24 protein-coding genes and 2 tRNA genes are annotated in these 26,605 nt (G+C 68.2%); 15 read left to right on the top strand and 11 right to left on the bottom strand.

Annotated features, from left to right (window positions below; translation table 11 throughout):
- Window positions 1-73: 73 nt before the first annotated feature.
- The 3 genes from ACSDQ9_RS13320 (at window position 74) to ACSDQ9_RS13330 (ending at window position 3,821) form a co-directional block, all read left to right on the top strand.
- Window positions 74-976, top strand: a complete 903-nt coding sequence (locus ACSDQ9_RS13320) for a formylglycine-generating enzyme family protein (protein ID WP_435147779.1) — start codon at window positions 74-76, stop codon at window positions 974-976.
- A 362-nt stretch (window positions 977-1,338) separates the two neighbouring features.
- Complete coding sequence (locus ACSDQ9_RS13325) at window positions 1,339-2,460, top strand: hypothetical protein (RefSeq protein WP_435147781.1); 1,122 nt, start codon at window positions 1,339-1,341, stop codon at window positions 2,458-2,460.
- 296 nt (window positions 2,461-2,756) lie between these two features.
- On the top strand, window positions 2,757-3,821 hold the full coding sequence (locus ACSDQ9_RS13330; protein ID WP_435147782.1) for a DUF4041 domain-containing protein: 1,065 nt from the start codon (window positions 2,757-2,759) through the stop codon (window positions 3,819-3,821).
- Between the two features lie 202 nt (window positions 3,822-4,023).
- Here ACSDQ9_RS13330 and ACSDQ9_RS13335 read toward each other — a convergent pair whose 3' ends face one another.
- From ACSDQ9_RS13335 to ACSDQ9_RS13345, 3 genes are all read right to left on the bottom strand, one after another.
- A complete protein-coding gene (locus ACSDQ9_RS13335; RefSeq protein WP_435147784.1) occupies window positions 4,024-4,851 on the bottom strand; it encodes a hypothetical protein in 828 nt (275 codons plus the stop codon).
- A 522-nt stretch (window positions 4,852-5,373) separates the two neighbouring features.
- Window positions 5,374-5,925, bottom strand: coding sequence for a hypothetical protein (locus ACSDQ9_RS13340; RefSeq protein WP_435147785.1), 552 nt, complete (start codon window positions 5,923-5,925; stop codon window positions 5,374-5,376).
- 86 nt (window positions 5,926-6,011) lie between these two features.
- A tRNA-Pro gene (locus ACSDQ9_RS13345) sits at window positions 6,012-6,087 on the bottom strand.
- 102 nt (window positions 6,088-6,189) lie between these two features.
- Between ACSDQ9_RS13345 and ACSDQ9_RS13350 the strand changes: the two genes are divergently transcribed.
- Entirely contained in the window at window positions 6,190-7,206 is a 1,017-nt protein-coding gene (locus ACSDQ9_RS13350; RefSeq protein ID WP_435147786.1) for a Gfo/Idh/MocA family protein, read from the top strand.
- Between the two features lie 4 nt (window positions 7,207-7,210).
- Here ACSDQ9_RS13350 and ald read toward each other — a convergent pair whose 3' ends face one another.
- Together ald and ACSDQ9_RS13360 are read right to left on the bottom strand one after the other, a co-directional pair.
- A complete protein-coding gene (gene ald, locus ACSDQ9_RS13355) occupies window positions 7,211-8,326 on the bottom strand; it encodes an alanine dehydrogenase (RefSeq protein WP_435147787.1) in 1,116 nt (371 codons plus the stop codon).
- Between the two features lie 9 nt (window positions 8,327-8,335).
- On the bottom strand, window positions 8,336-9,793 hold the full coding sequence (locus tag ACSDQ9_RS13360; protein ID WP_435147788.1) for an MBL fold metallo-hydrolase RNA specificity domain-containing protein: 1,458 nt from the start codon (window positions 9,791-9,793) through the stop codon (window positions 8,336-8,338).
- Window positions 9,794-9,865: 72 nt separating this feature from the next.
- Between ACSDQ9_RS13360 and ACSDQ9_RS13365 the strand changes: the two genes are divergently transcribed.
- The 10 genes from ACSDQ9_RS13365 to ACSDQ9_RS13410 all read left to right on the top strand — a co-directional run bounded on the left by ACSDQ9_RS13365 (window position 9,866) and on the right by ACSDQ9_RS13410 (window position 19,698).
- Window positions 9,866-9,936 (top strand) — tRNA-Gly (locus ACSDQ9_RS13365).
- 90 nt (window positions 9,937-10,026) lie between these two features.
- Window positions 10,027-10,653 carry a TetR family transcriptional regulator gene (locus ACSDQ9_RS13370; RefSeq protein ID WP_435147790.1) on the top strand — a complete coding sequence of 209 codons (627 nt, stop codon included), beginning with the start codon at window positions 10,027-10,029 and terminating at the stop codon, window positions 10,651-10,653.
- A complete protein-coding gene (locus tag ACSDQ9_RS13375; RefSeq protein ID WP_435147792.1) occupies window positions 10,650-11,579 on the top strand; it encodes an ABC transporter ATP-binding protein in 930 nt (309 codons plus the stop codon). The genes ACSDQ9_RS13370 and ACSDQ9_RS13375 overlap by 4 nt, the downstream gene beginning before the upstream one ends.
- Window positions 11,576-13,174, top strand: coding sequence for an ABC transporter permease (locus ACSDQ9_RS13380; protein ID WP_435147794.1), 1,599 nt, complete (start codon window positions 11,576-11,578; stop codon window positions 13,172-13,174). The genes ACSDQ9_RS13375 and ACSDQ9_RS13380 overlap by 4 nt, the downstream gene beginning before the upstream one ends.
- 105 nt (window positions 13,175-13,279) lie before the next feature.
- The gene (tig, locus tag ACSDQ9_RS13385) at window positions 13,280-14,788 is read left to right on the top strand and encodes a trigger factor (protein WP_435147796.1); all 1,509 of its coding nucleotides are present in this window, start codon (window positions 13,280-13,282) and stop codon (window positions 14,786-14,788) included.
- Window positions 14,789-14,914: 126 nt separating this feature from the next.
- A complete protein-coding gene (locus ACSDQ9_RS13390) occupies window positions 14,915-16,168 on the top strand; it encodes an AI-2E family transporter (RefSeq protein ID WP_435147894.1) in 1,254 nt (417 codons plus the stop codon).
- A 70-nt stretch (window positions 16,169-16,238) separates the two neighbouring features.
- Window positions 16,239-16,871 (top strand): ATP-dependent Clp protease proteolytic subunit, encoded by a 633-nt coding sequence (locus tag ACSDQ9_RS13395; protein WP_435147798.1) that lies wholly within the window; start codon window positions 16,239-16,241, stop codon window positions 16,869-16,871.
- A gap of 17 nt (window positions 16,872-16,888) precedes the next feature.
- On the top strand, window positions 16,889-17,533 hold the full coding sequence (locus ACSDQ9_RS13400) for an ATP-dependent Clp protease proteolytic subunit (RefSeq protein WP_435147800.1): 645 nt from the start codon (window positions 16,889-16,891) through the stop codon (window positions 17,531-17,533).
- A gap of 137 nt (window positions 17,534-17,670) precedes the next feature.
- Entirely contained in the window at window positions 17,671-18,957 is a 1,287-nt protein-coding gene (gene clpX, locus ACSDQ9_RS13405; protein ID WP_435147802.1) for an ATP-dependent Clp protease ATP-binding subunit ClpX, read from the top strand.
- 3 nt (window positions 18,958-18,960) lie between these two features.
- Entirely contained in the window at window positions 18,961-19,698 is a 738-nt protein-coding gene (locus ACSDQ9_RS13410) for a class I SAM-dependent methyltransferase (RefSeq protein ID WP_435147804.1), read from the top strand.
- Here ACSDQ9_RS13410 and ACSDQ9_RS13415 read toward each other — a convergent pair.
- The 3 genes from ACSDQ9_RS13415 to ACSDQ9_RS13425 are packed head-to-tail and all read right to left on the bottom strand — an operon-like array spanning window position 19,656 to window position 22,303.
- Complete coding sequence (locus ACSDQ9_RS13415; RefSeq protein ID WP_435147806.1) at window positions 19,656-20,672, bottom strand: ABC transporter ATP-binding protein; 1,017 nt, start codon at window positions 20,670-20,672, stop codon at window positions 19,656-19,658. The genes ACSDQ9_RS13410 and ACSDQ9_RS13415 overlap by 43 nt on opposite strands.
- 1 nt (window position 20,673) lies before the next feature.
- Window positions 20,674-21,513 (bottom strand): ABC transporter permease, encoded by an 840-nt coding sequence (locus ACSDQ9_RS13420; protein WP_435147807.1) that lies wholly within the window; start codon window positions 21,511-21,513, stop codon window positions 20,674-20,676.
- Window positions 21,506-22,303, bottom strand: coding sequence for an ABC transporter permease (locus ACSDQ9_RS13425; protein WP_435147809.1), 798 nt, complete (start codon window positions 22,301-22,303; stop codon window positions 21,506-21,508). The genes ACSDQ9_RS13420 and ACSDQ9_RS13425 overlap by 8 nt, the downstream gene beginning before the upstream one ends.
- A 91-nt stretch (window positions 22,304-22,394) precedes the next feature.
- Between ACSDQ9_RS13425 and ACSDQ9_RS13430 the strand changes: the two genes are divergently transcribed.
- The gene (locus ACSDQ9_RS13430) at window positions 22,395-24,230 is read left to right on the top strand and encodes an AMP-dependent synthetase/ligase (RefSeq protein ID WP_435147811.1); all 1,836 of its coding nucleotides are present in this window, start codon (window positions 22,395-22,397) and stop codon (window positions 24,228-24,230) included.
- Here ACSDQ9_RS13430 and ACSDQ9_RS13435 read toward each other — a convergent pair.
- From ACSDQ9_RS13435 to ACSDQ9_RS13445, 3 genes are read right to left on the bottom strand one after another with little or no spacing between them, the layout of a single operon-like run.
- The gene (locus ACSDQ9_RS13435; protein WP_435147812.1) at window positions 24,221-25,108 is read right to left on the bottom strand and encodes a PIG-L deacetylase family protein; all 888 of its coding nucleotides are present in this window, start codon (window positions 25,106-25,108) and stop codon (window positions 24,221-24,223) included. The two genes, ACSDQ9_RS13430 and ACSDQ9_RS13435, sit on opposite strands and share 10 nt — an antisense overlap.
- Entirely contained in the window at window positions 25,105-25,581 is a 477-nt protein-coding gene (locus tag ACSDQ9_RS13440) for a hypothetical protein (RefSeq protein WP_435147814.1), read from the bottom strand. The genes ACSDQ9_RS13435 and ACSDQ9_RS13440 overlap by 4 nt, the downstream gene beginning before the upstream one ends.
- The gene (locus ACSDQ9_RS13445) at window positions 25,578-26,567 is read right to left on the bottom strand and encodes a Gfo/Idh/MocA family protein (protein WP_435147816.1); all 990 of its coding nucleotides are present in this window, start codon (window positions 26,565-26,567) and stop codon (window positions 25,578-25,580) included. The genes ACSDQ9_RS13440 and ACSDQ9_RS13445 overlap by 4 nt, the downstream gene beginning before the upstream one ends.
- Window positions 26,568-26,605 lie beyond the last annotated feature (38 nt).

Raw genomic sequence — 26,605 nt, forward strand, 5'->3', positions numbered from 1 at the left:
GAACCATAGATAACCAAGAGTTATTCCTGAGCACGCAGACAGTTCTGTGAGATGGCATCAGTAGGCTCGAGCCGTGGATTCCTGTTGTGCGCCCTCGTCCGACCGAGGTGACCGGGTCGCGTCGTCCCAGTCTCGGGCCGTCGAGTCGGGTGGCGGACGACTGCCCGACTCCCTGATCACGATTCCGGCGGGCAGCTTCATCATGGGTTCGGACTCGTCCGAGGTGTTCCGGGCCGACCACGAGGGTCCGGCCCGCGAGGTGACCACCCCCGCCTACCGGATCGATGCCTATGCCGTGACCAACGCGCAGTTCGCAGCCTTCGTCGAGGCGACTGGCTTCGTCACCGAGGCCGAGCACTTCGGCTGGTCATTCGTGTTCGCCGACCTGGTGCACCCCGACGCGCGCGGCCACGTGCTCGACGGACGAGTGCCCTCGGCCGGCTGGTGGCGGGGCGTGAACGGTGCCCGCTGGAGCGAACCGTTCGGGCCCGGGTCATCGCTCGAGGGTCTGGACAACCACCCCGTGGTGCACGTCTCCGTCGCCGACGCCGAGGCCTACTGCACCTGGGTGGGCGGACGACTGCCCACCGAGGCCGAGTGGGAGCGCGCCGCGCGCGGCGGACTGGTGCAGCAGATGTTTCCCTGGGGCTCGGAGCTGGAACCCGGAGGCGAGCACCGCATGAACGTGTGGCAGGGGAGTTTTCCCGAGCACAACACCAAGGCCGACGGCTGGTTCGCGACCGCGCCGGTCGACAGCTACCTGCCCAACGGGCTGGGCCTGTTCAACACCTCGGGCAATGTCTGGGAGTGGACGGCCGACCTGTTCGCTCCGGGAGGTGTCGACCGGGTGACGAAGGGCGGCTCGTACCTGTGCCATGCCTCGTACTGCCACCGGTATCGCACCTCGGCCCGCACCCACACCAGCCCGGACTCGTCGCTGGGTCACACGGGGTTCCGGATCGCGGCAGACGTCTGAGGTGTTCCGGCCGGGCGGGAGGGGAGTAAGCATCGGGTGAAGTCTGGTCGCCGTCGGGTAGAGGCGGAAGAATGACGGGATCACTCCAACCTAGGTCAAGTCCCACTGGCATACTGCCCAAAGGCGAGCTTTCGGAGAGGACCACATCAATGGCGAGAAGGCGAGGTTTCTGGGCAGAAGTCCAGAGAGCTTCCGCGGAGGCAGAGCGAGACCGGCGCAGGCGTCAAGTCCAAAAGGAGAGAGCTGACAGCGCGGCCCAGAGGGAGGCTCAGCGCGCAGCCCAGCAGCGGGAGCGCGCCAGGGTCGCCGAGCAGAAGGAGGCGCAGCGCACGCAACTGGCGGCTCAACGCTCGGCCCAGCAGATGCAGCGCGCCGCACTGGCCGAGCAGAAGGAGGCCGCACGCCAAGCGAAGCTGCTCCACGAGGAGGCAATGTGGAGCCAAGCAGCAGCCATGAATGCCGAGCTTGCGCTCCAGTACGAGGAGTTGGACCAGTTGTTGTCGTCCACACTCGAGGTGGACGACTACGTCGATCTCGACGATCTGGTGCAGCGGCCAGCCCACCCGCCCTTTGATCCGGGCGCACTGGGCGTCGCCAGCCCCAACCCCGGGCCGCCGCCTTACCCTCCCGAGCCCACTTTCGAGGAGCCCCCGGCGCCCAAGGGAATCGGAGCGGCTCTGGGTGGGGCCCAGCGTCACGCTGCCAATGTGGATGCGGCCCGGCGCGGTTTCGAGCAGCAGCACGCTGCTTGGCAGCAACACTGCCGACAACTGGACGCCACCTACCGTGATCTGTGGGCCAGATGGAAGGCTGGTGAGGACGAACGCCTGCAGAAGCTGGCGGCTGCCAGAGCCACGTACGAGCAGGGGTGTCGCGAGCGCGAGTCAGACGTCGCCGCTGCCAACGCCGACCTAGCTGCGTTCAAGTCCAACCTTGCTTTCGACGTCCCCGAGGCGATTGAGGAGTACGTGCAGATCGTCCTTGCGAACTCGGCGTACCCCGAAGTGCTCCCCGTGGAACATTCAGCCACCTTCGATCTGGGCACCCGGGAACTGTCGTTGTCAGTGGTCCTACCGGCACCAGACCAGATTCCGGCCGTCAAGGAGTACCGCTACGTTGCGGCCCAGGACGAGGTGGTGCCATCGACGCTTCCCGTGAAGGACCAGCGTGCACGCTACTCCAGCATCGTGCAGCAGGTGGCCGTGCGAACCCTCCACGAGATCTTCGAGGCGGACCGGGCGGAGAAGATCCAGTCGATCGCCATGGAGGTGGTCGTCAAGCGAATCTCGCCCGCCACAGGTCTCGGTGAGGATGTGCCCCTTGTACGAGTGGCCGTCGATCGCTCCGAGTTCGCCACGTTCGACCTGGGCAAGGTCGATCCCGCGGCCACGCTCCAGCATCTCGGTGGAGAGGTGTCGAAGAACCCCCACGGCTTGGTCCCCGTGAACATGGCCCCCGGTGTGCGCCAGAGGGGTGCTCGGTGAGGTTCAACCCACCCCCCGGATGGCCAACGCCGCCTCCTGGATGGCGACCGCCTGACGGATGGAAGCCGGATCCCTCCTGGCCGGACCCCCCAATCGGATGGCAGCTATGGGTTACCACCGAGGAGCCCCAGACCGCTGCCGCGCCCGCACCGGTCGTACCTGACGCCGTCGAGGATCAGCAGCCGGCCGATGATCCGCTGGCGGCCGCGCTGGCAGATAACGCGGCCCTCCGGGCCCAGATTGCTTCCCTGCGGGAGTCGGTGGCGCAGGCGCAAGGGACCGGCGAGGTGCGGGAGATGGACGATGCCTTGGCTCTTCAGGATCTGGGCATTTACCACTATCACCATCCCTTGGAGAACGCTCCGGCCTACAAGGACGCACTGCAGGATCTCCAACTTGAGATCGACACATCAGTCAGGTCCGGTGAAGCAATCCAGGCGTCCGACAGGTTCACCTGGAATGGCTCGCTGGCACAGGGACGCCGACTCGTCCGTGACCTGGGGCGGCTGATGCTGCGCGCCTACAATGCCGAGGCCGACAACTGCGTGCGAGCACTGCGCGCTGGGAACCTCGCCGCGGCGGTGCAACGCTTGGAACGTGCCATGACCTCCATCGAGCGGTTCGGAGCCATGATGGAACTCCGGGTGAGCCCGGACTTCCACGCCTTACGCATCCGCGAACTGGAGCTGGTGGCTGATCATCAGATGAAGCTCCAGGAGGAGCGAGAGGCGGCTCGAGAGCACAGGGAACTCCTGCGGGAGCAACGACGGGCCGAACAGGAGCTGGCGGCGGAGCGCGCCAGACTGGACAAGGAGAGGGCGCACTACGTCGGGGTGCTCGCCAGCCTACGTTCCAGCGGCGATGACGAGGCTGCCCGCGACCTGGAGCAACGCCTCGCCGACATCGATGCGGCGATCGAGGCAAACGACTATCGCACGGCCAACATTCGCGCCGGCTATGTTTATGTCATCTCGAACGTGGGCGCCTTCGGTCCCAAGGTCGTGAAGATTGGCATGACGCGCAGGCTTGACCCATACGACCGCGTGAGGGAACTGGGCGATGCTTCGGTTCCGTTCACCTACGACGTGCATGCGCTGTTCTTCTCAGACGACGCCATCTCACTCGAGGCAGAGTTGCATCGCATATTTGCCGACCGCCGCGTCAACGTCGTCAACGGAAGGCGCGAGTTCTTCTTCTCGACACCCGAGGATGTTCGTGACGTGCTCGCCGAGAAGGTGGGTGGCCTGCTCGAGTACACGGCGGAACCCGAAGCGCTCGAGTACCGACAGAGCCTTGGTTCGTGGCCCACCAACGCCCGCTCCGGCATCGCGGGAACTGATCGTGACGGCGGAGGGGAGTAGGGTCTCGTCGCAATCAGGTGGCTCCTGTGGCGAGGGCACGCTGGTGGCAGGCGCGGCTGATTTGACGTTCTGATTGGTGGTTGATTCCAGCGCTCTCGAGTGCCCAGCTGACGAAACTGCTGCGCTTTGAGTTAGTGTGGCACTGGTCGTTCCTGCCCTGGTCGTCGAAATCCTCGGACGGCCGCCAGTGGGTTCTTTGTAGTCAGCTGAGTCTGGTGGCGTTGGTGTACGCCTTCATGGCTGACAACTGCATGAACGCACTCACCTGACAATCTGTCAGCAAGGAGTTGTCATCGCTGACCAAGGTGACCTCCCAGCCCCCCTCGACAGGCACGGCGTGCCGGTCCTCATGGGACGACGAGAGAAGCGCGGCGTATGAGAACCCGTGCTGGACACCCGAGAGTTTGCGCCACGTCGCCACGACTGTCCTTCGAATGGTCTCGTCGCTTCGGAGCAGGCTGAGCTTTTTAAGCTCATCCGTGAGACTCACCTGCTTGGTAACTCGTGCCCACTCAATGCCAGCAAGCCTCGCCTTCTCGCGGAAGCAGGCGCTGATCTCGCCACGGCGCTGCTCTGCCTGCTCTTGCTCGTTCGAATCAAGCATGGGCTTCAGTTCTTCCAGCCAGTTGTTCGACTGGCGATGGTCCTCCCACGAACGTTGAAGGCCACGCAGCCTGCGGTCTTGCGCGTCTTTGCCGTCGATGATCCACAGGGCCCAAGCCGCCGCCTCGAGCGCAGGGCGGATGATGTTTGGTGTGGCCTGGGGCGAGACCCCGACGCCGTGCGTCATGATCGTGCGCTCCAGCAACTTCTGGTTCTCACGTGCCGTACCGATCAGTCCGCTCGCCATGATGTATGCATTCACGCCCGCCCCGTTGGAACAGTCAAGCCGCCGTCTCGTCAGTGCTTGCTTGTTCAGTTTGTACTCAGTTTCGGCTGCCTCCATCTCACTCTCGAGCAGGTCAAGCTGACGCCAAGGCTTGATCAGGGCATTGGCGTCAAACGTGTGTGTTGTCTCAAACCTGCGCACGGATCCTCCTCCAAGCATTATGCTCGCTTGGGAACTGAGCGCACCGAGCTCACGGCATCCGCACCCAGCGCTTCGGTAGTCGCACCCGCCGGGCGTGCTCCGTGCCGCCAGCATCCTTGCAGCGACCCAGGCCAAACACCTGTTCGACTAGAAGCAGGTCTTGCTTCGTGCTGAGGGCCGTTACAGCCTCAAGGTTCGCCAGCCAGTCAGCGTGTCGGTGGTGGACCTCACCGCCTGACCGCAAGACTTCCCAGCGCCGGAGAACGTCAGGCTCCAAAGGGGGCGCTGGGAACCAGCCGGGTCCGTGCTGAACATCGGGCAACCCGGGCCCGGCCCCAACTCCACAGGTGACAGGTGTCAAAGTCAGCCCGTCCGGTTCGTTCATTCGGTTCATTGCCGGACACCCAGGGCAATCCAAGGCGGCTGAGGCTACTTTCAGCCGTTGACGCGGCCTGCGCCGGTCACCATCCCCAGACGACCTCCCCTCCAGACTGGTCCCTGGAGCGGGGGTGTTCTGGTTGCTCAAGGCTTCACGATCATCGTTTCCTGGGCCTTCTCTAGCTGAGCTAGCTTGACCAACCGGCGCCGGGCCCACCAGCCAGCGACGCCCAACCGTTCCCCAGCTGCCAAGTCTTGGACCATCCGCTGAGCCAAGAAGTCGCGTCCTTCGTCCAGCCAATCGGCCCGCGTCATCGGTTCGACTTCGTACAGGGCCTCTCGCAAGGGTCCACGTCCCAGCACCAGAACTTGTGCCATCGCTTCGGCCATCCTTCGTCTGGCTTCGATCCTGAACCGGGCTGCTTCTTCCTCACTGAGTCTGGGAGCCGAACCGAAGACGCGTTCCATTGCGCTCAACGTTTGTTCCTCCACCGGGGACAGGGGCCCCTTGGCGTTGGCCAGCACGTCATAGCCCGCGTCAATGTCCCCCAGGGCCTTGGCATACGCCGTGCGTTTGGTGGCTTGGAGTTCCTGCCGGGCTGCCCGGGAACTCATATGGAGGGCAGTCAGGTAGCTGGCAACGCCGGAGAACACCGCGATGGCAGCGCCCACCACCAACGGAACCCACGTCGTCATGGTCGCTTCCCTCCGGGCATCTTGCACAGAACTTGCACACTGGCCAGTCGGACTTCCGCGAAAGCTGTCCTGACAAGCCAGAACACTGGTCGGGGCGACAGGACTCGAACCTGCGGTCTCCTGCTCCCAAAGCAGGCGCGCTAGCCACTACGCTACGCCCCGTTCCGCGTCGTCGGAGGGGTCCCCGGCCGCACGGCGACCGCCAGTCTATCCAGATGGCAGCACATCGTCCGCACCGGCCCCGCAGGCGGCAGACTCGTCCGCGTGAATGCACCCAACGTGATGGTCGTCGGTGTGGGCGGAATGGCCCGCCACCACCTCGACACCATGATCCAGCTGTCCGCCACCCACCCCGACCGAGCACTGCAAAAGGTGGTGTTCGTCGATCCCCAGCAGTCGTCCATCGATGCGGGACTGGCCAAGTTCGAGGCCGCCGGCCTGCCCGCGCCGACCGTCTTCAGCAGTCTGGACGAGGCTCTCGCCGACCCCGACCTGGGTGTCGAGCTCGCCCTGATCGCCACGCCGCACAACCTGCACCACCCGCTCGCAGTGGCCTGCCTCGAAGCGGGCATCGACGTCTGGCTCGAGAAGCCGATGGTGTGCACCGAGGCCGAGGCGCTCGACCTGATCAGGGTGCGTGACGAGACCGGACGACTCGTCGTGATCAGCTTCAACGGGTCGCTGTCGCCGCAGGTGCGCAAGGCCCGTGAGCTGATCGACTCCGGCGTCATCGGCACCGTCACCGCCGTGCACGCCTCGGTGTGGCAGGGCTGGAAGACCGAGCAGACCGGCACCTGGCGCACCGACCCCGTGCAGTCGGGTGGCGGATTCATGTTCGACACCGGCGCGCACATGCTCAACACCGTCTCCGACCTGGCCGGCGCCGACTTCGCCAAGGTCAGCGCCTGGCTCGACGAATCGGGCCTGCCGGTCGACGTGCTCGGCTCGATCAGCGCCCGCACCACCACCGGCGCCATGGTGACCCTGGCCGGCTGCGGCGACACCATCACCGTCTGTGAGTCCGACGTGAAGGTGTTCGGCACGAAGGGACTGCTGGTGACCGGTGTCTGGGGCGAGCGGTTGCTGCTGCAGACCGATCCGCGCACGCCCGCCACCGAGGTCGAGGTCGCCCAGCCCGTCGGGCCGTGGGAGACCGTGCTCGAGGTGCGCGACGGCACCATCGAGAACCCGTCGCCGGCAGAACTCGGCCTGCGCATGTCGCGGCTGTGGGACATGGTGAAGGCCTCTGCGGCCCAGGGCGGGGCGCCCGTCTCGGCCTGATCCCTCAGGCGAGCAGGTCCTCCACCGGCGTGTGGTCGAGCCCGAAGGCCTCGGCCACCGCCGGGTGCACCACTCGTCCGGCATGGGTGTTGAGCCCACCCGCCAACGCACCGTCGCGGCGCATCGCCTGCTGCCAGCCCGACTCGGCGAGCCGGATCGCGTACGGCAGGGTGGCGTTGGTGAGCGCCCAGGTGGACGTGTTCGGCACCGCGCCGGGCATGTTGGCGACGCAGTAGAACAAGGAGTCGTGCACCCGGAATGTCGGGTCGTCGTGCGTGGTGGGGCGCGAGTCCTCGAAGCAGCCGCCCTGGTCGATGGCGACGTCGACCAGCACCGAGCCCGGCTTCATCTGGGCCACCAGGTCGCTGCTGACCAACTTCGGGGCCCTCGCTCCCGGAATCAGCACGGTGCCGATCACCAGGTCGGCCTGCAACACGTGCTGGCGCACCGCCAGCTCGGAACTGGCGATCTGGGTGACCTTGTTCTGGAACCGCCAGAAGGTCGACCGCAGCTTGTCGAGGTCGGTGTCGAGAATGGTCACGTCGGCACCCATGCCCATGGCGATGTTGGCGGCGTTCTGGCCGGCCGTGCCGCCCCCCAGAATCACTACGTTCGCGTTCGCCACGCCGCCGACCCCGCCCATCAGCAGACCCCGTCCGCCGTGGCTGCGGGTCATCGCCATCGCCCCGACCTGGGGTGCCAGGCACCCGGCCACCTCGCTCATCGGGTAGAGCAGCGGCAGCAGCCCCGACGGCAGTTGCACCGTCTCGTAGGCGATCGCCGTCGTGCCGGCGGCCAGCAGGGCGTCTGTGCCGGGGCGGTCGGCGGCCAGATGTAGATAGGTGAACAGCACCAGATCGGCACGCAGCCGGTGGTACTCCTCGGCGATCGGTTCCTTGACCTTGATGACCAGATCGGACGAGCCCCAGACCTCGTCGGGGTCGTCCACGAGCCGGGCGCCCTGGGCCACGTACTCCTCGTCGGAGATGGACGATCCCACGCCCGCCCCCGACTGGATCACCACCTGGTGGCCGCGACGCACCAGCTCGTGCACCCCCACCGGGGTGATCGCCACCCGGAACTCGTTGTTCTTGACCTCGCTGGGCACCCCGATGCGCATGCGCGCACGCTACTCCTCGGCGCAGGCCCGCACGTCGTCGAAGCTGAGCTCCGGCTCGTCGGGCTCGTGGCGGGGACCCAGCGAGACCACCTCGCCGTGGCGGGCTACCACCGCGTCGAGCTTGAGCTCCTTGCGGATGCGGCGGGCGAACCTGCGCGCCACTTCGGGCTCGCCGTGCACCAGGAAGACCTGCTGCGGGGCGGGGGAGAGCGCGGCCAGCCAGTCGATCAGGTCGCTGGCGTCGCCGTGCACCGAGAACTCCTTGTCGCGCACCACCTCGGCGCGCACGGGCACGTAGCGGCCGTGGATCTTGACCTGCGTGGCACCGTCCTCGAGCTGTCGTCCGCGGGTGCCCACGGCCTGGTAGCCGGTCAGCACCACGGTCGTGCGCGCATCGGGCAGCAGCCGGGCGAGGTGGTGCAGCACGCGCCCACCCTCGGCCATGCCCGAGGACGAGACGATGATGCACGGCTGGCGGAACCGGGCCAACTGCATCGACTCGCTGGCGGTGCGCAGCACCTTCAACTTGGGCATGCCTCGGAAGTCGGCGACCCGGATGTCGTCGCGCAACTCGTCGAGCTCGACGTTGGAGTACACGTCGAGCGCCGCCAGCCCCATCGGGGAGTCGACGAAGACCGGCAGCTCGGGAATGCGCCCGGCCGACATCATCTCGGTGAGCGCCCGCAGCACCGTCTCGGTGCGGTCGATGGCGAACGCCGGCACCACCACCTGGCCGCCGCGCTCGGTGGTGCGGCGGATGGCCTCGGCGAAGTCCTCGTGCCCGGGCCCGTCGGGCTCGGGGTGCTCCCGGTCACCGTAGGTCGACTCGCAGAGGACGAACCGGGCGCCGTCGGGCACCCCACGCGGCTTGAGCAGGGGGTGGTCGTGTCGTCCGAGGTCGCCCGAGAACAGCACCTCCGACTCGCCCGCCCAGACGTTGATGCTGGCCGAGCCCAGGATGTGACCGGCGCGGGTCCACTGGGCGGCGATGCCGTCGCCCAGATCGACGATCTCGTCGAACGGCACGGTGCGGAACAGTGCGATGGCCGCCTCGGCGTCGGCGCGGGTGTACAGCGGTTCGGCGGGGCGGTGCTTCGACCAGCCACCGGCATTGGCCTCCTCGGCCTGACCTTCCTGCAGTTTCGCGGCGTCGCGCAGCACGATGGCGGCCAGCTTGGCGGTGCCCTCGGTGAGCCACACCGTGCCGTGGAAACCGTCGCGCACCAGCCGGGGAAGGTAGGTGCTGTGGTCGGCGTGGGCGTGCGTCAGCAGCACGTCGCCGATCTCGCGGGGGTCGAGCGGGAACGGCTCCCAGTTGAGCTCGCGCCAGTTCTTCTCGCCCTGGAACAGTCCCGCGTCGACGACGATGCGCCGCCGGTCGAGGCTCAACAGGTACTTCGACCCGGTGACGGTGCCCGAGGCCCCCAGGAACTGCAGTGTCATCGCCGACAACTCGCGCTTGGCCATGCTCCAGCATGCCTCACCGAGTCGATCCCGGTCCATGCACCCGCTATGCTGTGGGGCGGCCCGCTGGGCCACGCGGATGTAGCTCAATGGTAGAGCCCTAGTCTTCCAAACTAGCTACGCGGGTTCGATTCCCGTCATCCGCTCGACAACCCCCGCTCCTCCGAGCGGGGGTTTTTGCATGCCCGTTGGCCACCCCCTTGCATTCGATTGAACAAGCGTTCAAGATGGTGAACATGAGTTCAACGTCGGCGGACCTGACCCCCCAGGCGCGCATCCGCAACGCCGCGTTGGCCCTGTTCGGCGAGCACGGCTACGACCGCACCACCGTGCGCCAGATCGCCCACCGCGCCGGCGTCTCGGCCGGGCTGGTGATCCACCACTTCGGCAGCAAGGAGGGGGTGCGCGAGGCCTGCGACGAGTGGGTGATGCGCGTCATCCTCGACGAGAAGTCCGTCGTCAGCGCGGGGGGATCGTTGCCCCAGATCCAGGCCTTCCTCGCCGACCACCCCGAGATGAGGCCGATCATGGCCTACCTGGTGGCGTCATTGCGCCACGGGGGAGCGCTCGCCGAGTCGGTGTTCGACCGGCTCTGCCAGACCACCGCCACCCTGATCGACGAGGGCGTCGCCGCGGGCACCATGCGGGCACCCTCCGATCGGGAGGCGACCGTGGCCACGCTGGTGGCCTACTCGGCGGGGGCCTCGCTGCTCGGGTCGCTGGTGGCCGGGCGGCTGGGCGGTGAGACCCTGCTCGATGCGGGCGTCTACGACCGCTACGCCCTGGCCTCACTCGAACTCTTCACCCATGGGCTGTTCACCGACAGCCACCTGCTCGACCAAGCCAGGGAGAACCGACCATGAACGCCGCCATCGAGATCACCGACCTCACCAAGCGGTTCGGGGCTGTGACCGCACTCGACGGACTCACCATGAGCGTCGCGACCGGCGACATCCACGGGTTCCTCGGCCCGAATGGGGCCGGCAAGTCGACCACCATCCGCGTGCTGCTGGGGCTGCTGCGGGCCGACTCGGGCAGCGCGTGCCTGCTCGGCGGCGACCCCTGGCGCGAGGCCCCCACCCTGCACCGTCGCCTCGCCTACGTGCCCGGCGACGTCAACCTGTGGCCCAACCTCACCGGCGGCGAGGCCATCGACCTGATCGGACGAGCCCGAGGCGGTCTCGACCCGGCCCGCAAGCGGGAGCTCGTCGAGGCCTTCGACCTGGACCCCCGCAAGAAGGGCCGCACCTATTCCAAGGGCAACCGGCAGAAGGTCGCCCTGGTCGCGGCGCTCGCCAGTGACGTGGACCTGCTGCTGCTGGACGAACCCACCTCCGGCCTCGACCCCCTGATGGAGCGGGTCTTCACCGACCTGCTGCGCCGCGAGGCCGCCAAGGGCCGCACCGTACTGCTCAGCTCGCACATCCTCTCCGAGGTCGAGGCACTCTGCGACCGGGTGTCGATCATCAAGTCCGGCCGCATCGTCGAGTCGGGCACCCTGGCCGAACTGCGCCACCTGCACCGCACCGAGGTCGTCGCCCACCTGCCGGAGGCAGCCGCCACCGACGACGTCACCGACGGTCTCGTCCGACTTCCGGGCCTGCACGAGGCCTCGCTCGAGGGCCGGCGCTTCTCGGCGCAGGTCGACGACTCCGCCCTGCCCGCACTGCTCGCCCGACTGGCCGAGCTCGGTGTCACGGGCCTCACCTCGAACCCGCCCTCCCTGGAGGAGCTCTTCCTGGCCCACTACGACACGAACCAGCCGGTGAAGCAGGAGGTGTCGGCATGACCGGGTTGGCCAGCACCACGCGCATCGCCTGGCGCCGCAGCCGCCTCTTCTGGATCCTGTGGGTGTTGGCGCTGCTCACCCTGATGCCGATGACGGTGATCAAGTACCACGACCTCGTCCCTCCCGGTTCCAGCCCCGAGGAACTGATGGCCACGCTCGGGTCCAACCCGACGATGCGCGCCATCCTCGGTGTGCCCCACGACCTGTCGACCCCCGGCGGTTTCACGATGTGGCGCGTCGGCGCCTTCACCGGGTGGACCGCAGCCTTCGTGACGATCTTCGCCGTGATCCGCTCGACTCGGGCCGACGAGGAGGAGGGCCGCACCGAACTCGTCCGTTCCGGTGCGGTCGGACGCCACGACATTCTCGGGGGTGCACTGGTCGTCGCGATGGCGGCCACCGCCGTGCTGGGTCTGCTCAACGCCCTGGCCATGGTCGCCGAGGGCACGCCGGTGGCCGGGTCTTTCGCGACCGGTGCCGGCATCACCGCCATCAGCTGGGTGTTCGCCGGGGTGGCCGCGGTGTGCGCGCAGGTCTTCGAATCGGCCCGGTCGGCACGGGCCTGGGCGGCCGGCATCGTGCTCGGCGGGCTGTACCTCGTCCGTGCCATGGTCGACGGCTCGGCCTCGGCCTCGGTGCAGAAGCTGCGGTGGGTGATCCCGCTGGAGTGGCCCCAACTGCTTCGCCCCTACGCGGGGGAGCGCTGGTGGGTGTTGCTGCTGCCGGTGGCGTTGACGGTGGTGCTGATCGGGGTGGCGCTCGTGCTCGAGTCGCGCCGTGACTTCGGCGCCGGGCTGAGGGCCACGGCGCTGGGGCGAGCGGACGCCTCCCCGGCCCTGAAGGATGCCTTCGGCCTGGCCCGTCGCCTGCAACGCACCGGGGTGATCGGCTGGACGGTCGGGGTGTTGGTCGCGGCCTACGGCATGGGCTCGATCGGCACCCAGATCGACCAGATGCTGAAGGACAATCCCCAGGTGGCCGAGATGATGGCCAAGCTGGGTGGCACCGACCAGCTCTCGTCGGCCTTCTACATCGCCATGCTGGGCATCATGACCACCGTGATCGCGGTCGCTGCCGTGCAGTTCCTCGGACGACTCCATGCCGAGGAGGGCGCGGGCCACGTGGAGGTGATGGCCGCGACCGCCACTCCGCGTTCGAGCATTCTGGCCAGCCACCTGCTCATCGCAGCGGTGGTGCCCGCCGTGCTGGTGGTCGCCTCCGGGTTGTTGGTGTCGCTCGGGGAGGCCGCCAAGACGTCGGCCTGGGGCATGCTCGGCGACTACGGTCGGGCGTCGCTGGTGCTGCTGCCGGGACTCGCCCTGGTGATCGGTGTGGGCGTGGCACTGCTCGGGTGGCGTCCACGCTGGTTCGGATTGACGTGGGCGGTGGTGGGGTGGTCGATGTTCTGCAGTTGGCTGGCCCCGGTGTTCAACCTCCCGGCCTGGCTGGTGAGGGCCCAACCGTGGGGACACCTGCCCAAGCTGCCCGCCGATCCGATGGCGTGGACGCCGGTGGTGGTCGAGTCCGCCGTCGCGGTGCTGCTCGTGGTGCTGGGGGCCATCGGCTTCCGGCGACGTGATCTGCAGACCCGTTGAGGCGGCACCGTGGGATTGGTGGGCGGGGGAGGCCCTCGCTAGGATTGGCGCGAATGCGCACGCCCGGGTGGTGTGCGCTGCCCAGAAACCACTCAGGAGAAATCAGTGCCGAGCACCGTTGAGAAGCTGTCCCCGACCCGGGTGAAGCTGACCGTCGAGGTCCCGTTCGCCGAGCTGCAGCCCAGCCTCGACAAGGCCTACAAGAGCATCGCCGAGCAGGTGAACATTCCCGGTTTCCGCAAGGGGAAGGTGCCCGCCACCGTCATCAACCAGCGCTTCGGTCGCGGGATGGTGCTGCAGGAGGCCATCAACGACCACCTGCCCGAGGCCTACGGCAATGCGGTCAACGAGGCCAAGATCGTGCCCCTGGGTCAGCCCGACATCGAGGTCACCAAGCTCGAGGACAACGATCTGGTCGAGTTCACCGCCGAGGTCGACGTGCGCCCCGAGTTCGAGGTGCCCGCCACCGATGACATCTCGGTCGAGGTCGACCCGATCAACGTGGACGACGCCGCCGTCGACGAGCGCGTCGACCTGCTGCGCCAGCGCTTCGCCACCACCAACGACGTCGATCGTGCCGCCGCCGAGGGCGACGTGGTCGTGGTCGACCTGCTGGGCAGCCGTGACGGCGAGACGCTCGAGGACGCCACCGCCGAGGGTGTGACCTACAAGCTGGGTGCCGGCGGCATGCTCGACGGCCTCGACGAGGCCGTCATCGGACTCTCCGCAGGTGAGTCGAAGGAGTTCACCTCGACCCTGGTCGGCGGCCCGCTGAAGGGTCAGGAGGCCGACATCAAGGTGACCGTGCAGAAGGTGCAGGAGCAGGAGCTGCCCGCCCTCGACGACGAGTTCGCCCAGATGGTCAGCCAGTTCGACACCGTCGACGAGATGCGCGCCGACCTGCGCGACTCGCTGGTGCGCATGGCCCGCCTCGAGCAGGCCGCGTCGGCCCGCGACAAGGTGCTGGAGGCCGTGCTGGCCAAGGTCGAGATCCCGCTGCCGCAGGGTCTGGCCGACACCGAGCTCGAGGCCCGCCGCAACCAGATCAACCAGCAGCTGGCCCAGGCCGGTCTGACCCTGGAGCAGTACCTGGCCGAGGCCGAGGACGAGACCGCCGAGGACGAGGAGGCCTTCTGGGCCGACATCGAGAAGCGTTCGCTCGACGCCCTCAAGGCCCAGCTCGTGCTCGACCAGGTCGCCGAGACTGACGAGGTCGGCGTGGAGCAGCACGAGCTCACCGACCTGATCATGCGCAAGGCCCAGCAGTCCGGCACCAGCCCGGAGCAGGAAATGCAGCACATGATGGAGCACAACCACCTGCCCGAGTGGATGGCGGAGATCCGTCGCAGCAAGGCCCTGGCCACGCTGGTCGACGCCGCCACCGTCACCGACACCGAGGGCACCACCGTCGTGCTGTCGGCGCTCAACCCCGACGGCTCGGTGAACGAGGACGTGCAGGAGAAGGGTGAGGAGGCGGCCGCCGACGCCGAGCCCGCCAAGAAGCCCGCCGCCAAGAAGCCCGCCGCCAAGAAGGCCGCCGCGAAGAAGCCGGCCGCCGACAAGGCTCCGGCCAAGAAGGCCGACGCGGAACCCGAGGTCGACGCCGAGGCATGATCGCCACGGCCGTCCACACGGCATACTGAGAGGCGCCAGTCCACCGGGACTGGCGCCTTTCGCCACTTCTGAGGACGACACGTGAACTTCCTGACCCGACTGGTCCGCTCTGCCCGCGGCGGCGTCGTGACGAAGCAGCCGCTCGAACTGACCGAGCAGGGGGAGGCGGTCGACACCCGCCCCCGGCGTGTGGCCGAACCCGAGGAAGTGGTCGCCTCCGACAGCACCGAGGTGATCGCCCACACGCGCGCCGAGACGTCTGCGACGGTTCGTCCCGAGTTGTTGGACGAGCGCGCCAGCGACCACCGGGGTCTGCCGCGGTTCATGATGGTGGCCGTCACGGTGGCGGCCATCGGGCTGTCCCTGGCCTTCGTCCGCGATCTGCGTGACATCATCACGCCGATCTTCTTCGGCCTGAACCTGATGATCACCGCCTACCCGCTGCACAAGAAGCTGGTGTCGTGGAAGGTGCCCAAGGGGCTGAGCGCCACCATCGCGGGGTTCGTCGTCTTCCTGGTGCTGATCGGCTTCTTCGCGGGGCTGAGCTGGTCGGTGGCCGCGATGGTCACCAAGCTGCCCGACTACAACGCTCAGTTCATGAAGCTCTACGAAGACGGCATCGCCCTGCTGGCCCGCTTCGGCTACTCCGAGGACTGGCTGGTCGAGCAGGCCAAGGCCATCAATCCGCAGAGCGTGGTCAATGTGTTGGGGTCGGTGGTCAACTCCACCAGCGGCGTGCTGTCGATGCTCGTGGTGATCGTCACCGCGATGATCTTCATGGTGATGGACACCCCCGACATGGGGGCCCGCATGGCGGTGGCCCGGCAGAGCCACGGTCGCTTCATCGGTGCCCTCGAGCACTTCTGCGAGGGCATTCGCAAGTACTGGATCGTGACCACCGTGTTCGGTCTGATCGTCGCCGTGCTCGACCTGGCCGTGCTGCTCGGTCTCGGCGTTCCGCTGGCCCTGGTGTGGGCGCTGTTCAGCTTCCTCACCAACTACATCCCCAACGTCGGTTTCGTGATCGGCGTGATCCCGCCGGCCCTGCTCGCCCTGTTCGACAAGGGCCCCAAGACGGCGATCGCCGTGGTGGTGGCCTACTCGGTGCTGAACTTCGTCGTGCAGTCGATCATCCAGCCCAAGATCGCCGGCAACGCCGTGGGTCTGGGGCCGACGCTGTCGTTCATCTCGCTGTTGCTGTGGACCTCGGTGCTCGGCCCGCTGGGCGCCCTGCTGGCCCTGCCCAGCTCGCTGCTGGTGAAGGCCCTGCTGATCGACGCCGACCCGAAGGCCCGGTGGGCGAATGCGCTGATCTCCTCGCGCATCGAGGACGCCGACCTACCCGTCGCCACGGACGAGCCCGAGCCGGCCACCACGTGAGTCGCACGCCATCAGCGAACGCGCGGGGCCGCACTCCGATTTGTCCCACCGGCACGGTAGGTTCGCTGTTGTGAACACACCAGACCTGCCCCAGACCCCTCGCGCCGCTGCCGCGGGCGGAGCTTCGCCGTTCGGGCTCAGCGACAACGTGTACCAGTCGCTGCTGGCCAACCGCATCGTCTTCCTCGGTTCCGAGGTCAAGGACGAGAACGCCAACGCGATCTGCGCACAGCTGCTGCTGCTCAATGCCGAGGACCCCGAGAAGGACATCTACCTCTACATCAACTCGCCCGGCGGCTCGGTGACCGCGGGCATGGCCATCTACGACACCATGCAGTGGATCTCCAACGACGTCGCCACCGTGGCGATGGGGTTGGCCGCCTCGATGGGTCAGTTCCTGCTGTCGGCGGGCACCCAGGGCAAGCGGTTCGCCCTGCCGCACAGCCGCATCATGATGCACCAGCCGTCGGGCGGTATCGGTGGCACGGCCTCCGACATCCGCATCCAGGCCGAGCAGTCCCTGCACATCAAGAAGGAGATGGCTGAGCTGATCGCGCAGCAGACGGGCCAGACCGTCGAGCAGATCAACGCCGACTCCGACCGCGATCGTTGGTTCACGGCCGCGCAGGCCCTCGAGTACGGGTTCATCGACCACGTCTACGAGCGCGCCAGCCAGATCTCCACCGACGCCCCCAACCAGTGAGCCCGAGGTATCCCCTGATGAACACCCCGCAGATGCCGGGAGGCATGGCTCCGGCCGGCCCCTCGATGGACTACTACATCCCCCAGTGGGAGGAGCGCACCAGCTACGGTGTGCGCCGAGTCGACCCCTACACCAAGCTGTTCGAGGATCGCATCATCTTCCTCGGCACCCCGATCTCGGACGACATCGCCAATGCCGTGATGGCGCAGCTGCTGTGCCTGCAGTCGATGGACGCGGATCGTCCGATCAGCATGTACATCAACTCGCCCGGCGGCTCGTTCACCGCGCTGACGGCCATCTACGACACCATGCGCTACATCAAGCCCGACGTGCAGACGATCTGCCTGGGTCAGGCGGCCTCGGCCGCCGCCGTGCTGCTGGCGGCTGGCACCGCCGGCAAGCGACTGGCGCTGCCGAACTCGCGCATCCTGATCCACCAGCCGGCCACCGAGGGCGGCTACGGCCAGAGCTCCGACCTGGAGATCCAGGCCAACGAGATCCTGCGCATCCGTTCGCTGATGGAGCGCATGCTCGCCGACGCGACCGGCCAGGAACTCGAGAAGGTCAGCCGCGACATCGAGCGCGACAAGTACCTGACGGCCGAGGAGGCCGTCGAGTACGGCATCATCGACGAGATCCTCCCGTCGCTGAAGGACGCCTGAGCCCGCGGCCGGTCGGTTGGTCACGAAACGGACACAAAACCGTCGACCACCGACCGGCCCGGCAATGCTCGCGACATCGCACGCGAGCCCGAGCTATCGTGACGCAACAAGCAAGGCCGTGAGCAGAGGAGGACGACATGGCACGCATCGGGGAGTCGAGCGACCTGTTCAAGTGCTCCTTCTGTGGAAAGAGCCAGAAGCAGGTCAAGAAGCTGATCGCCGGTCCACACGTCTACATCTGTGACGAGTGCATCGACCTGTGCAACGAGATCATCGAGGAGGAGTTCGCCGAGACCCCCAGCGTGGGGCTGCTCGACGAACTGCCCAAGCCGGTCGAGATCCGCTCGTTCCTCGACGAGTACGTGATCGGCCAGGACTCGGCGAAGAAGACCCTCGCCGTGGCCGTCTACAACCACTACAAGCGAGTGCAGGCCCAATCGGCCACCACCACCCCCGCCCGCCGCGCCGAGGACGACGGTGTCGAGCTGGGCAAGTCGAACATCCTGCTGATCGGGCCCACCGGCTGCGGTAAGACCTACCTGGCGCAGACGCTGGCGAAGATGCTCAACGTGCCCTTCGCCATGGCCGACGCCACCGCGCTGACCGAGGCCGGCTATGTCGGTGAGGACGTCGAGAACATCCTGCTGAAGCTGATCCAGGCCGCCGACTTCGACCTCAAGAAGGCCGAGACGGGCATCATCTACATCGACGAGATCGACAAGGTGGCCCGCAAGTCCGAGAACCCCTCGATCACCCGTGACGTCTCCGGCGAGGGCGTGCAGCAGGCGCTGCTGAAGATCCTCGAGGGAACCCAGGCCTCGGTGCCGCCGCAGGGCGGCCGCAAGCACCCCCACCAGGAGTTCCTGCAGATCGACACCACCAATGTGCTGTTCATCGTCGGTGGTGCGTTCGCGGGACTGGAAGACATCATCGGCCAGCGGATCGGCAAGCGGCCCCTGGGCTTCAACAATGACGTCGCCTCGACCAAGGTGACCGACGACCTGTTCAGCAAGGTCTCGCCCGACGACCTGCACAAGTTCGGGCTGATCCCCGAGTTCATCGGACGACTGCCCATGATCTCGACCGTCTCGCCGCTCGACCGCCCCGCCCTGGTGCGCATCCTGGTCGAGCCCCGCAATGCCCTGGTGAAGCAGTTCCGCAAGCTGTTCGAACTCGACGGTGTGCAGTTGGAGATCACCGACGACGCGGTCGAGGCCATCGCCGACAAGGCACTGGAGCGCGGCACCGGTGCTCGCGGACTGCGCGCCATTCTTGAGGAGACCCTGCTCGAGGTGATGTACGAGGTGCCCGGCCGCGACGACGTCGCCGGGGTGCGGATCACCGGGGCCGTCGTCCGCGGTGAGGACGCCCCCGAACTGCTGCCCCGGGCCAAGCTGGCCCCCCGCGGCGAACTCTCGGCCTGAGCCGTGGCCACCCGCGAGTGGGACGCCACCACCTACGACAGCCTTCCCCTGCCGCACGTCGCCTGGGGGCAGAGGGTGCTCGACCGGCTCGCCCTGCGCGGTGATGAACGGGTGCTCGACGCCGGATGCGGCACCGGTCGCGACGCCGCCGCCCTGCTCGAGCGCTGGCCCGAGGCCCGCGTGGTGGGGGTCGACGGGTCGTCGGCGATGATCGCCTCGGCCCGCGAACGCCTGGGTGAGGCCGCCGAACTGGTGGTCGCCGACCTGACCGAACCGCTGGCCATCGAGCCCGTCGACGCCGTCATGAGCGTCGCCGCCTTCCACTGGATCACCGACCATGCCGGGTTGTTCGCCAACCTGGCCCGGTCGGTCGTCCCCGGTGGCCGACTGGTCTCGGACTGCGGCGGTCAGGGTCAGTTGGCGATGGTGGACGAGGCCCTCGTCCGCGTCACGGGCCAACCGAAGAGGGGCATCCGGTTCGCCGGGGTCGACGAGACCGTTGCCGCCCTGCGGGCCGGTGGGTGGGAACCCGCCCGGGTGGAACTGCAGCCCGACCCGCTGCGACTCGACGACCCCGACCTGCTCGAGCGCTACCTCGGGGCGGTGTGCCTGGGCCAGTACCTGGCCGAGCTGCCGGACGACCAGCACCCCGGCTTCCTGCGCGCCGTGCGCGAGGCGATGCCGGAACCGGTGATCGACTACGTGCGACTCGAGATCGAGGCGGAGTTGCCGCGCCAGTAGATGGTGCCGACCAGTTCCTCGATGGTGGGTTCACTCAGCGCGAGGTCGACCACCTCGACGTGCTGCTGCACGGCGGTGAGCACCTGGGCGGCCGTCAGCGGTGCCGCGAACTCTATCTGCAGGCGGGTGGGTTCGTCGGGGTTGACGGTGAGTTCCGCCCCGCCGGGCAGCGGGAGGGTGGTCACCGGTTCGGTGACGTCGACCTGCAGTCGCCGCTTGGCGCCGGTGGTCTCGGCCAGTTGGGCCTCGTTGCCGTCGAAGGCCATCCGTCCGTGATCGATGATCACCATGCGCTCGCACAGGCGTTGCACGTCGGCGAGGTCATGGGTGGTGAGGAACAAGGTGGTGCCGCGTTCGCTGCGCTCGCGCACCAGGAAGTGACGCAAGCGCTCCTTCGACAGCATGTCGAGGCCGATGGTGGGCTCGTCGAGGATCAGCAGTTCGGGGGAGTGCACCAACGCCGCGGCCACCTCGCCGCGCATGCGCTGCCCCAGGGACAGCTGGCGCACCGGCGTGGTGAGGAATCCGGCGAGGTCGAGTTCGTCGACCAGCGTGTCGAACCGGGGGCGCCATGCGGCGGGGGTGAGCCGGTGCATGGCGGCCAGGATGGGGTAGGACTCGCCCAACGGCAGGTCCCACCACAACTGCGAGCGCTGCCCGAAGACGACCCCGATGCGCCTGGCCAGCTCGCGCCGCTGCGGCACCGGGTCGAGACCGCAGGTGCGCACCGTGCCGCGGGTGGGGGTGAGAATGCCGGTGAGCATCTTGATGGTGGTCGACTTCCCGGCCCCGTTGGCGCCGAGATAGCCGACGGCGTCGCCGGCACTGACCGTCAGGTCGAGGCCGGTGAGGGCGGGCTTGACCACCCGGCGACGCCGCCACAGCGACAACCGGCCTCCCTGTGACCCCCCGCCTTTTGACTCGTGCAGCACGTAGTCGCGGCCCAGCCCTCGGGTCTCGATGATCGTCGTCATGTCAGCCTCCCGCTCCCGTGTAATGCCTGATCGCCTGCCGCCACGCCACCAACCCCGTCAGCCAGACCAGCACCCCGGCCAGCGGCGACAGCCACCCCAGCCAGGCGGGCCAACCGGCCGGCAGGTGGGCGCCGGCCAACACCGCCATCGGCAGCCAGGCGGTCAGCAGCGTGGGTGCCACGAACGTGAAGAAGATGCGAATCGGGGTGAACAATGCTCCGCCGGGCAGGCCCGCGGCGAACTTGCCGCCGTACATGACCGCGTTCGAGGCCTGCTTGCCGTCGATGACCACCATCGTGAACGCCCCCGCCCACACCTGCAGGCCCGTGAAGATCGCGGTGCCACCCAGCGGGGCCACCACGGCCAGACCCACCCGCGCCGGTGTCCAGTGGTCGACCGTGACGGCGAGCATCACGGGGTACGACACCAGGCCGACCAGCACCCGCCCCAACCTCCTGAGTTGGAAGTCGGCGGTGACCAACTGCAGCAACAGTGAGGTCGGACGAACCAGCAGCGTCTCCAGTCGGCCCTGCTTGACGAACTCGCCGGTGTTCTCCAGTTCGCCGCAGAGCAGGTCGGCGATGCCGAACCCGAACTGGCTGCAGACGTAGACGAGTGCCGCCTGCTGCAGGGTCATGCCCCCGAGCACGGTGGCGTGCGAGAGCAACACCCAGATCTCGATGAACTCGCTGGCGACCAGGAAGGCCTGGCTGAAGATGTCGAACGCCAGCGAACTGCGGTAGACCAGTTGCGAGCGCAGCCGCGAACCGATCAGCACGCGCACCATCGCGAGCCAGGTCACGCGCTGGGTCGTCCCCGCGCGGTTCAGCTGTTCAGCCACCCTGCACCTCCAGGTGGCGGGTGCCGGCCCGCAGCACCAGCGCGACCAGCACCGTCAGGGCCACGACCCAGCCGGCCTGCACGGCGAGCACCTGCAGCTCGTTGCCGGCGGCCAGCCCGGTGGCCAGGTCGGCGGGGGTCTGCCACATGCTCGGCAGGAAGGTGTGGTCGACGAACGTGCGCAGCCAGCTGGGGAACCACTGCACCGGCACGAGGAATCCCGACAGGGTGTTGAACACGACCATGAAGAAGACGAGGAAGCCGCGAATGTCGACCAGCCACAGGCCGAGCAGGTTGATCGTCAGCCAGCACAGCAGGCACAGGGTGTTCGCGAGCACCATCGACACCAGGAAGGCCAGCCACACCAGGGGATTGCGGGGGAGCACCAGACCGGTGGTGAGCGCGCCGATCACGAGCATCGGCACGAACCGGGGCAGCAGCTGCGAGGCGGCTCGTCCGAGATCGGTCGCCCACCACTGCAGCAACGGATGGGCCGGGCGCAGCAGGTCGACGGCCAGGTCGCCCGACTTGATGCGTTGACCGACCTCGCGGGGGAACTGTCCCCACAGCTCGATGGGGCCCAGCATGGCCTGGGTGACCCAGACGTAGGTGGTCGCGGCTGCGGCCGTGTACCCGTTGACCTCGCCGCCGGCCGCGCGCACGGTGCCGGTCACCAGCGAGGCGCGGATCAGTCCGAAGACGGTGTTGGCGACCAGTGCGGTGAGGGTGGCCACGCGGTAGCGGGCCCAGCGGCGGAACCCGCCCAGCACCAACTCCCCGACAGCACGCACTCGGACGACACTACCGGCTGGCGGGCGGCCCCGATAGGCTGTCACGAACATCCCGCGCACTGCCGCCCGAGACTCCCACGAGGACACCACCGTGAGCACCGACCGCAGCGACGTCGACCAGACCGTTCCCACTGATTCCATCGCCAATGTGCCCCAGATCGTGCGGCAGCGTGCCCTGGACCACCCCGACAGCGTGGCCTTCGCGGTGCACCGCTCCGACCAGACGGTCGATGTCACCGCGCGTGAGTTCCTCGCCGACATCGAGTCGCTCGCCAAGGGTTTGATCGCCCACGGCCTGCAGCCCGGCGACCACGTGGCCGTGATGTCGGCCACCCGCTACGAGTGGACCGTGTGCGACTTCGCCGTGCTGTTCGCCGGCGGTGTGGTCGTGCCCGTGTACGAGACCAACACGGTCGGTCAGACCGCCTTCGTGCTCTCCGATTCGGGTGCTGTCGCGGCGTTCGCCGAGAGCGGTCGCCACGTCAAGGTGGTGCGCGACGCGGCCGGTGAGGCCGGGATCACCCTGACCGGGCTGTGGCGCATGCACGGGGCGTCCGACCTCGACGAGTTGCGCGCCGCCGGCGCCGGCGTGTCGGACGAGGACCTGCGCGCCCGGGCGGCGTTGGCCACCCCGGAGACCGTCGCGAGCCTCGTCTACACCTCGGGCACGGTCTCGGAGCCCCGCGGTGCGGCGATCACCCACCGCAACCTCGCGCACTTGGCCGTGAACGTCACCGAGATCCTGCAGGACGTGTTGTTCCCGGGCGCCTCGACGGTGCTCCTGCTGCCGCTGGCCCACATCCTGGCCCGGTTCGTGCAGTTGGCCGCCTACATCGCCGGCACCAAGATCACCCACGTCCGCGACGCCTCGCGGGTCATCCCGATCCTGGCCGCGGCCCAGCCGACGATGATGGTCGTCGTGCCCCGCGTGATGGCCAAGGTGCTGGCCGGGGTGCGCAAGAGCGCCACCGAGAAGAAGCTCGGCCGGGTCTTCGACGCGGCCGAGTCCACGGCAGTGGCGTGGGGCCAGCACGTCGAGGCCGTTCAGGAGGGGCGCACGGGTCGCACCCCGCTCGGGCTGCGGGCCCGGCACGCCCTGTTCGACAAGCTGTTCTACTCCAAGATCCGGGCGACACTCGGTGGCAACCTCGGCACGCTGGTCTCGGGCGCCGCGCCGCTCGACCACCGGCTGGCCTACTTCTTCCGCGGGATCGGCGTCGAGGTGCTCGAGGGCTACGGCCTGACCGAGACCACCGCCCCGATCACGGTGAACCGCCCCGGGGCGGCCGTCATCGGCGGGGTGGGCACGCCTGTGCCCGGCTCCCAGGTGAAGATCGGCCCCGAGGGGGAGATCCTGGTCAAGGGTCTGGGTGTCTTCGGCGGCTACCACCACGGCAACGGGGACGAGTTCGACGCCGACGGATACTTCGACACCGGCGACCTCGGGCGTCTCGACGAGCGGGGCCGGCTGTTCATCACCGGCCGCGCCAAAGACATGATCATCACCGACTCGGGCAAGAACATCTCGCCCCAGAAGTGGCAGGGCGCTCTCGAGCGCGATGCGCTGGTCGCCAATGCCGTGGTGATCGGTGACAAGCGTCCGCACCTCGCCGCCCTGGTCGTGCTCGACCCGGTCGGGGTGAAGGACTGGGCGGCGCTCAACAACCGTCCCGATCTGGCCACGCGCTACGCGACCCCGGCCCCGGTGCCGGGCGAGGTCGTGACCGATCCCGACCTGACCAAGGCCGTCGAGCACCTGATCGACCAGGCCAACGCCCAGGTGAGCAATGCCGAGCGCGTGCGTCACTGGCGGGTGGTCTCGGCCGATGTCAGCGAGGAGGCCGGCTTCGTCACGCCGACCATGAAGTTGAAGCGGCAGAAGCTGATCGACGCGATGTCGGGCGTGGTCGAGGAGATCTATCGCTGAGGGTCGGCGCTGGGTTTGCTGTCAGCGCTGGGCACCTGCACCGGGAACCGCTCGCGCACGTTGATCTCGGAGTAGGAGATGTGTCGGGTCAGCGGGTCGACCCGCTGGGCATGCTCGGTCACCGGCAGCAGCCGATGGGTCTCGTTGCGGTAGCGCACGAAGGCCTCGGCGAAGTTGACGCCGGCGCATCGTCCGAACTCGCCGTTGTGTGACTCGAGCAACTTGCGGGCGAACAGCCCGTCGTAGCCCTGCGACACGAACTGGTCCATGGCGGCGAGCTTGCGGTCGACCACGTCGGTGATGTCGATGTGCAGGTCGTTGCGGGTGCCGTGCAGGCTGAGCGCATCGGGGGCGAAGGTCGGCATGCCGCCCAAGAAGACCTGCTTGACGTTGACCTCTTCGGTGCCGTCGAGGTTCTTCAGGAACGAGCCGGCCCGTTCGATGGCCGCGATCGCCGTCATCGTCGCGATCGTGTGCGAGGCGGCCGTCACCACCGGATTCATGGGGTAGTCGGCGATCAGCACGTCGGGGCGGTGCTCGGCGATCAGTCGCGCCACCTCTTCGACGACGTCCTCGTGCACGGTGGCCATGGTGTCGTCGTGGTTGAGCGTGATCACCTGGTCGATGCCGATGATGGCGGCCGCGGCCCGCAGTTCGCGTTCCTTGTTGGCGGCGATCTCGCTGAGCGTGGCGTGGGTGCGCGCGTCGTCGGGGTTCGCCTTGCGCCATTCCTCGGCGTAGACGTTGGGGTGGATGCGACCGCCGTGGGTCAGGATCACCGCGACGATCTCGTCGCCGTTGTCGTGGTGCAGCGCCAGGGTGCCGCCACAGTTGGTGATGGTGTCGGCCGGGTGGGCGTAGACCGTCATGATCTTCATGCGAGGCTCCTCAGGCAGGTCGCGACGAGGGGGTGCTCGTCGGCCGATTTCGGATCGGTGTCGGCGGGCGCATCGGGGGCGGCCGGAACGAACGACAGGGTCGAGGTGGTGGCGCCGATCAGGGTGAACCGGGGCCCGAGGGCGTCGACCAGGGCCTGACCCCCACTGGCGAGCAGGCGGTAGTCATGCTGCTCGTCCGCGCCCTCGAGCGACCGGCCGATCAGCAGCGTCACCAACACGCCGGGGCGCCACAGGGCGGTCACGGTCCAGGTGTCGTCGTCGCCGGTGCACGCGACCGGGCCGGTGCACGGGCCGAGCACCGTCTCGACGCAGGTGAAGGCGCGGGTGGCCAGCTGACGGGCCGACGCGGTGGGCGTGAAGAGGTGCCCGTGCAGGGCATGGGGAAGGCCGTACTGGCCCTGGGCCACGGCCACCGCGAGGGCCGCGACGGGGGGAGTGACAAGGTTGGTCATCGGGCCACCTCCACGGGCTCGACCAGGCCGGCGGCGGCGCTGCGGGCGACCGCCTCGGCAATCCGGGTGGCGTGAACGGCGTCCGCCGGGTCGGGACTGTACGGCTCGCTGGCGATCGCCCGGGCGAAGACGTCGAGTTGTCGGGCGAACGGGTCGCTGGTGGGGATCGGACGAGGGCCGGCCGCGGCCTCGGTGAACGAGACCCAGCCCTCGGAGTTCCACTGCCGACGAAGCGTCCCCTGGTCGCCGTGCACGACGATCTCGAACAGCGAGGTGCTGACGGGCTTCTCGCCGCGGCTGATCTCGCACACGGCCGTCGCCCCCGACTCGGTGGTGAGCGTGGCGACCAGGTAGTCGTCGAACTCGAGCGCGGCCGAGGTGAGCCGCTGGCCGACGCCGATGGCCTCGACCACGGGGGAGTCGAGCCACCAGTGGGCGAGGTCGTAGAGGTGCACGCCGTTGTGGAACGCGTGCCCGCCCGACTTCTGCTCGTCGAGCACCCAGGCCTGCCAGCCGCCCCAGATCCAGCCGCCGGTGATGGCGATCCGCACCTGCTTGACCCGGCCGAGGGCGCCGGACGAGATCACCTGGTGCACGGTGCGGCCGTAGTCGGAGTGCCGGTGGGTGTGTCCAACGAGCAGCGGCAGGCCGGCCTCGGCGAAGCCGCGGCGCAGTCGCTCGGCGTCGTCCCCGCTCAGGGCCATGGGCTTCTCGAGCAGCAACGGCTTGCCCGCGGCGAGCACCTGGTCGGCCAACGGCACGTGGGTCTGGTTGGGGGTGCAGATGATGACGGCGTCGTTGCCGGCCAACAGGTGGTCGAGGTCGGGTTCGACCGTTGCACCATGGGTGCGGGCGAAGGCCTCGCCGGCCGCGGGGTTGACGTCGTGCACTCCACCGAGGGTGAGGGCGGGGGATCGACCGAGGGCCGAGGCGTGGGCGGCAGCGATCATGCCGGTGCCGATGATGCCGACACGGGGTGTGGTCATGTGGAACAGCGTTCCACGTGACGCGGGGTGGCGCAAGC

The sequence above is a fragment of the Aestuariimicrobium soli genome (genome assembly GCF_051192575.1).
Classification (GTDB): Bacteria; Actinomycetota; Actinomycetes; order Propionibacteriales; family Propionibacteriaceae; genus Aestuariimicrobium; species Aestuariimicrobium soli.

Coding starts and splice junctions, on each gene's coding strand:
- ACSDQ9_RS13325 (WP_435147781.1), top strand. CDS start 1,339: ATGCAGCGCGCCGCACTGGCCGAGCAGAAGGAGGCCGCACGCCAAGCG.
- ACSDQ9_RS13330 (WP_435147782.1), top strand. CDS start 2,757: ATGGACGATGCCTTGGCTCTTCAGGATCTGGGCATTTACCACTATCAC.
- ACSDQ9_RS13340 (WP_435147785.1), bottom strand. CDS start 5,925: ATGACGACGTGGGTTCCGTTGGTGGTGGGCGCTGCCATCGCGGTGTTC.
- ald (WP_435147787.1), bottom strand. CDS start 8,326: ATGCGCATCGGGGTGCCCAGCGAGGTCAAGAACAACGAGTTCCGGGTG.
- ACSDQ9_RS13360 (WP_435147788.1), bottom strand. CDS start 9,793: ATGGCCAAGCGCGAGTTGTCGGCGATGACACTGCAGTTCCTGGGGGCC.
- ACSDQ9_RS13370 (WP_435147790.1), top strand. CDS start 10,027: ATGAGTTCAACGTCGGCGGACCTGACCCCCCAGGCGCGCATCCGCAAC.
- ACSDQ9_RS13375 (WP_435147792.1), top strand. CDS start 10,650: ATGAACGCCGCCATCGAGATCACCGACCTCACCAAGCGGTTCGGGGCT.
- ACSDQ9_RS13380 (WP_435147794.1), top strand. CDS start 11,576: ATGACCGGGTTGGCCAGCACCACGCGCATCGCCTGGCGCCGCAGCCGC.
- ACSDQ9_RS13400 (WP_435147800.1), top strand. CDS start 16,889: ATGAACACCCCGCAGATGCCGGGAGGCATGGCTCCGGCCGGCCCCTCG.
- clpX (WP_435147802.1), top strand. CDS start 17,671: ATGGCACGCATCGGGGAGTCGAGCGACCTGTTCAAGTGCTCCTTCTGT.
- ACSDQ9_RS13415 (WP_435147806.1), bottom strand. CDS start 20,672: ATGACGACGATCATCGAGACCCGAGGGCTGGGCCGCGACTACGTGCTG.
- ACSDQ9_RS13435 (WP_435147812.1), bottom strand. CDS start 25,108: ATGAAGATCATGACGGTCTACGCCCACCCGGCCGACACCATCACCAAC.
- ACSDQ9_RS13440 (WP_435147814.1), bottom strand. CDS start 25,581: ATGACCAACCTTGTCACTCCCCCCGTCGCGGCCCTCGCGGTGGCCGTG.
- ACSDQ9_RS13445 (WP_435147816.1), bottom strand. CDS start 26,567: ATGACCACACCCCGTGTCGGCATCATCGGCACCGGCATGATCGCTGCC.